3 protein-coding genes are annotated in these 6,498 nt (G+C 67.7%); all 3 read left to right on the top strand.

Annotation, left to right across the window (positions count from 1 at the left end):
- The first annotated feature begins 305 nt into the window (after positions 1 to 305).
- Complete coding sequence (locus ACLQ7E_RS05230; RefSeq protein WP_411731514.1) at positions 306 to 3,365, top strand: hypothetical protein; 3,060 nt, start codon at positions 306 to 308, stop codon at positions 3,363 to 3,365.
- On the top strand, positions 3,362 to 4,696 hold the full coding sequence (locus ACLQ7E_RS05235) for a hypothetical protein (RefSeq protein ID WP_411731515.1): 1,335 nt from the start codon (positions 3,362 to 3,364) through the stop codon (positions 4,694 to 4,696). The genes ACLQ7E_RS05230 and ACLQ7E_RS05235 overlap by 4 nt, the downstream gene beginning before the upstream one ends.
- Before the next feature lie 33 nt (positions 4,697 to 4,729).
- Positions 4,730 to 6,498, top strand: a 1,769-nt coding sequence (locus ACLQ7E_RS05240) for an FHA domain-containing protein (RefSeq protein ID WP_411731516.1), incomplete at its 3' end; no start/stop codon positions are given.

A 6,498-nucleotide genomic window follows, 5' to 3' on the forward strand; every position in this document is an offset into this window, starting at 1 on the left:
CTGAATGGCAGTCTTTGCCTGCTCCGTTGATAGGACACGCGACATGAAATCCTCCAAGAATCTTGGTGATGTCCCCGCGCAAACGCGCTACTAGGAGACTCGAACGAGAATAACTCTAACAAGATGAGATTACCTGTCCAAGTTATTGCAGCACGTATGTCGAGTATCCGTGCCAAAAGTGGCATCTACATGCGACGCACCGCATCAATATGTCAGCAATCGGGTTTCGCCACGGCGCGGATTTATCGATTCGGACGGTGTACCGCCTATTATTCAATAGGAATTTGAATCACGAAGGGGAGCAAGTGGCCAGCACACGCCCACGCAAGACGAACGCCGCACGACGAACACCGAGTCCGAACTTTGTCCGCACGGCAGGCGCGATCCTTACGGTAGCCGCCGTGGCCTTCACGACCTCGTGCACCAACGCACCCAACGTTGTCGGCACGCCGTCGCGCGTGCTGCAGTCGGTGAACGTGGACCTCGCCTCCAACGGTTCGATCTCGGCGGTCAACGGGACAGCGATCTCCGTGGACGACGCCACGGGCGATTCCTCGAGCGCCGATACCGCCTATGTTCCGGGAGAGGTCGCCAACGACCTTCCCGTCCGGGTGAGCGCGCAGTACCGCACCGCGGAGAAGACAGGCACCAACCTCGAGGAGCTGGCCGGCTACACCGGCCGGGTCGAGATCGGGTTGACCGTGGAGAACTTGACGGTGGCCCCGCGTGACGTGACCTTTGACGTTGCTGGCCAGTCACGTACCGAACCGGTACTCGTGGGCGCCCCAATGACGATCGCCGCCTCGACGGTGCTCCCCGGCGTCTCCCCCGGCAACATCGTGGGCGAATCCGGGTCCGGCTCCGCCGGGACCAACGGCATCATCAGCGCCTCTCCCGAAGGCGAGGCCGTCATCCAGTGGGCAACTCTCCTCGCCCCTCCGGCCACGGGTGCCAGCACCACAATGCGCCTGGTCGCCGACGTCACCGAATTCGCCGCCCCGAGCATCGACCTAGCCGTCCAGCCGGGCATGTCCACCGACCTCTCGGTGGATGGAGTGCTGGCCTCCGCGTTCGACACCAGCCCCACCTCCGAGCTCGCCCTGCAACGACGCACCATCGACCTCATCGCCGAAGTCAACGACGTGCTGAGTCGCGCGGGATCCACCATCACCGACGTGCGCAGCAACCTGGAGAGCACCTCGAAGACCCTGGGCGTGAGCACCGCGGGCCACCTGAAGGAGAGCAGCGACTCCCTGGCAGGGACCCTTAGCGGATTGAAGGACCAGCTCGGCTCACTCAAGACCGACCTGGATACCACGGTCACCGGCGCCGAGACCACGACCCTCGCGCAGCTGTCCCAGACCGTCAATACCGTCGACGCCATGCTGGGCGACACCTCGGTCGGCGTGCCGAAGGCAACGATCAAGGGTAACGGCTGCGCCGCAATCGTTGCACCCGCAGGCGAAACCGCGACCGTCTACTCCAGCCTCGTGCTGATGTCCGCCCAGCTGGACGGCTACGCCCGCTCGACCGCCGGCTGCCGCGACGAAGTTGCCACCGCGCTGCAGACCACCGTTGGCCCTTCCGAGCCCAACGCCGAGAACTGCACCGTCGCATCCCTGACCTGTGCGTTCCATGCCTCGTCGATCACCGTGACCGGCGCCCTGCTGAAGTTGGTGGACCAGGGCGACAAGCTGGTTGCCTCGTTGGATCCCGAGATCATCACTGGCGCGCTGGCACGCCACCGAAGCCTTTCCGATGGAATCAATGAACTCTCCGACCAGCTCACCGCTCTGGATGAGGCCGAATCCAACGGGAAGGCAGACGACGAAAAGGCCGCCGACGAGGCCATCAAGGCGCTCCGGACCACCGTCATTGACGCCGGGACACCGCTGGACGCACTCGAGGAAGACGTTGACGCTCTTGTCGTGGCCGAACAGAGCCGGATCGATGCCATTCGTGCCGCAACACAGGACGCCGCAATGCTGATCAAGGGCGGCGATGAGAAGCTGGCCAACCCCTGGATCTACGAGCCGATCGAAGACAAGAACCCGCTCGACGCCGTATTCGATCGGAACAAGGACATGCTCGAGCAAAATGCGGCCATGGACAAGCGAAACGACGCCTTGGCCGAAGACCTGTGCGAACGAATCGAGGATGAAGACCGGGTACGCGAAAAGCGATTCTTAGAGAATCTTCGCGCGGACCTGACCTCTGTTCCCTGCCCGGGCGCGACCACCAGCAAGGCCAAGCTGTTCGGGGAAGACCCATTGGATGAGCAACTGGACAAGCAGAAGGCCGATTTGGCCGCCCAGGCCAAAGATCTGACCGACCACGCCAAAGCGCTGAAAGCGCAGGCTGACGCTCGCGCCGAGCAGGCCGAGGACCAGGCCGCGGCCTGGGAGACCTGGGTAGGCCAACAGGCCAAGATCTGGGACGACCGCGCCGAGGCGCAGACCCTGTCCCTGAAAAAGGTGACGTCGCTGACCGAGGCACCTGTCGACGGCGAACCACTCAAAGAATCCGTCAAGGACGCAGAGGCCAGTCTCGAAGCCATCAGCAAGAGCATTGACGAACTGGAATTCACGGTGAAGACCGGTGCCAGCATCAAGGGAGACATCGCCAACCTGCGCAAGACGCTGGAGGCTGCCCAGGGGAGTCGGGATCGACTCGGCGAGGGGTTGCTGGTCCTGGACAAGCAACAGGACGAGCTCGAGTCCGGCATCACGAAGGCCTTCGCGGACACCCAGAACGCCATGACCGAGGAAGTCACCGCGCTGATCGACAGCCAGATCCGTGTGGTCTCCGCACAGGGCGCCGAGGGCAGCGATGCAGTCGTGAAGGCCTTCGACCGCTCCGTCGCCGGCTTGTCCTCGACGGCGGCCGACGTGGAAGCCAACGCCAAGACCACGGTAGACAAGCAGCACGCCGAATTGGCCAAGCAGGACGCCGGCTTGTCCGAGGCAGTCAGCAAGCAGACCGCCGCCTCGCTCGAGGGAATCGCCCAGAGCACCGGAGCCTCGACGCGTGACGTCGAGGGAGCTTCGAAGCTTCTGGCCGCTGGCCTGAGCAAGGTCATGCTCGACCTGGGCGACCGCAAGGTCAATGGTTCCGGCCTGCTCGGATCGATGGCCACCAGCGCTGCGAAGGCCGACACTGCCGACTACCAGCTGGCCCTGGCCACCAAAAACGCCCAAGGCTATGCCAACGTGCGGGCCGAGGACATCGCCGGCATCCTGCTGCGCCAGGCACAGTTCAAGGCATCGCTCGAGGCGGTGTCGGCACTGCCGACCTTCCACCTCGAGGTGCCCCAGGGCACCGCGACACAGACGCTGTATTCCTTCCGCATCGGAAGTGCCAAATGAGCCGTCTCGCAACGCGACGCAACCTCATCTCAGGCGCGGTGGTTATCGTAGCAGTGGCCGTGGTCATCGCTCTTGCAGTCTTCCTGTTCCGTCCCGCCGACGCGGCCAAGGGTGATCCGGTGGAGGCAAGCGTCCCGGTGGCCCTGTCCGCCGCCAACGTACCGGCCGAAACCAAGCTCGGCGTCGTCATGACGCTCGGTTCGGGGGCCGGCGCCGCGTGGAAGGATGCGGCCCAGGGCACGGCGGTCGCCGTGCACCGCTTCTCCCTCTCGGGCACGTCAATCGCCCTATCCACCGCCGATGACCGGGGCACCGCCGAGGGCGCCCGCAAGGCCGTGGAGAAACTGGTTTCCGAAGGTGTTGCCGGAATCGTCGTGGCCACCGACGGCGAGCAGGTGGACGGCGCGCTTGAGGCCGCCGCCGACGCCGGGGTCCCGGTGCTGTTGCCCTACTACGCGGCCAAGCCCGGCACCGACGCGGCGGCCTGGCGCACCGCGCCCACCGAGGCCCAGATGTCCAAGGCGCTGGCATCGGCCCTGGCGGGTGCCAAGCGGCCGCTGCTCATCGACGCCGGTGGCGGGGCCCCGGATTCCGTGGACGTCGCGTCGGACATCTCCTTCGAACCTGGAGCCGATGCGGAGCAGTTGGCGGCGGATGTCGCCCGCCGCACCGGGGTGGCGGAACCCGCGAAGGCCGACGGCACGCCCGGCCGCCCCGCGGTGGCCGACCCTGCCGACGCGGTGCTGCTCTCGGGCAACCCGACGCAACAGGCAACGGTGGTCCACGCCTTGCAATCGGCCAACGTCACGGTCCCGGTCGTGCTGACGCCCGGGGCGACCAGCCCCGCGTTCGCCTCCGGACTCGCCCTGGCCGGCGGCACCGTCTCCGGCCGGCTCTCCACCGTCGGCGCCGACGCCGGCGACGCTGCAGCCCTGCGCCCGGATGATTCCGGCCGGGCCATGTCCGGGTTCCTCGCCGGACTGCGGGTTCTGTCGCAGGACAAGGAAGCAAAGAACCTCACCGGTGACATGGCCTTCAGCGATGTCGCGAATGCCGCCGACTCGCGCAGCCACGATGCAGTCGTGGCCCTGGTGCGGGCGATTTCAACCGCCGGCAGCAACGATCCGGCCAAGGTGGCCAAGTCACTCGGTACGCTGAAGCTTGGCCCTGCCGACGGCATCGCCGGTCCTTCTCTGGACTTCAGCCGGGTTGATGCCATGGAAGGGGACCCGGTGGTGCTGCACTTCTCGGCCCAGGATCTGGGATTGCGCCCTAAGGCATCCGGGGACGGTGCGACCGCATCCTGGTTCGCGCGCCCCGCCTCCGACTGACGACCCACTGCCCGACGACGAAAGGAGCGCGCGGTGCGCGTGCTGATCCGGCTGGATGGCCAGCGACTTGACCGGGAGCTGGGCAGCTTCGCTCCCGGCACGACGCTCGCGCAACTGGTCAGCTCCGCCGGGGGCACCTCCCCCGCACCGGGCTCCACCCTGTACGTGGACGCCGCCGCGGTGCCCGCCGAGACCCCGCTGGAGGAGCTGCTGCTGCTCGAGGGCAGCACCATCTCACTGGCGCCGGTCCCGCGTCCGGAACCGGTGCGCGGCTGGAGCGCCACCGTCTCCGGCGGCCTGGATGCAGGGGCCCTGGTTCCGCTGCCGGCCCACCGGCCGCTGGTCATCGGCCGCTCCCCGCAGGCGGATTTGGTGCTGCTGACCGAAAGCGCCTCCTGGAACCATGCAAGCCTCGAAATCGAGGACGACGGCGTGCGGGTGAAAGACGCGGGCTCGACCAACGGCACGCTGCTCGCCGGGGAACCGGTGGGCGAAGACGGCGTGCTGGTCACCGCGCCGGCCACCCTGGTCATTGGCGGGACGACGGTGCTGCTGCGCCAGAGTCTGGTGGAGAACCGCGCCCCCGAACCCGGGTCGCTGCACAACCTCACCCCCGCTGCCACCGCGCCCTTCAACCGGCCCCCGCGCCCCGGAAACCCGCCGGAACCCGACCCGCTGTCACCTCCGGTGCGCAAGGACGTCCCGCCTGCCTCCAAATTCAGCTACATCACCGTGCTGGCCCCGCTGCTGCTGGCAGGTGCCATGGTCATGATGCTCGGCGACGCCCGCTTCGCGATGTTCGCCGCGCTGAGCCCGGTCATGGCCGTGGGCATGTGGTTCGAGCAGAAGCACCGCCGCGCCAAGAACCTCAAGGAAGAGGACGAGCGGTTCACCGCGGCCCTGGCCGACTTCGCCACCGAGGTCGCCGACGCGGCAGCGGCCCAGGCCACGCGCCGCCACAGCGAAATCCCCGACCCCGCCACCGCCATGCGCATCGCCGCGGTGCCCACGACCGGGCTGTGGCAGCGAAGAACCGGTTCCGCGGGATTCCTGGCGCTGAATGCAGGGATCGGGGACGTGCCCTGGCAGCCCAAGCTCGATGACCGCTCCGCCCCCGTTCCCGACCGCCTGGTGCGCGAGGCCCTGGAGGCCAGCCGGATTCCCGCGGCCCCCGTGCTGGTTGACCTCACCGATGCCGGCGTCATCGGCATCGTCGGGGACCGCGCCGGAGCCCTGGCCCTGGCCAGGTCCCTGCTCACCCAGGCCGCCGTGCACGCGGGGCCTGCAGATTTGTCCATCGCGGTGTTCTGCGACCGCGGGCGCCACGAGGAATGGGCCTGGACCTCCTGGCTGCCGCACACCCGCCGGCTGGGCACCGGCACCTCCGAACGCTGGCTTTCGGATGACCGCCGGCGCAGCGCCGCCCTGCTGCGGGCCCTGCGCGAGGGCATCGACGAATCCCCCGGCGGCACCACGCTGCTGGTGCTGGATTCCGAGGTGCTCACCGAGGGTCGCGACGCCCCGGCACGCGAACTGCTGGGCCACGGACGTTCGGTCCCGGGCCTCGGTGGCCGAGGCCCGGGGCAGGGACCGCGGGTCTCGGGCATCGTGATTGCCGCCTCCGAGCAGCAGCTGCCCGCCTCCTGCACCACCGTCATCACCGTGGGTGCCGACGCCGCGGCGTCGGTCCACGACCACGGCGGGCTCACGCCCGTGGGCGACGTGGTGCTGGCCGGCATCGGCATAACGACGGCCGCGCGCTGTGACATGGACCTGGCACCCGTCGACGACCCCGACCTGGT

Source organism: Paeniglutamicibacter sp. (genome assembly GCF_046714615.1).
Lineage (GTDB): Bacteria > Actinomycetota > Actinomycetes > Actinomycetales > Micrococcaceae > Paeniglutamicibacter.

Bases quoted from the DNA above. Each gene is read 5' to 3' on its own strand.
- ACLQ7E_RS05235 (WP_411731515.1), top strand. From the start codon at position 3,362: ATGAGCCGTCTCGCAACGCGACGCAACCTCATCTCAGGCGCGGTGGTT.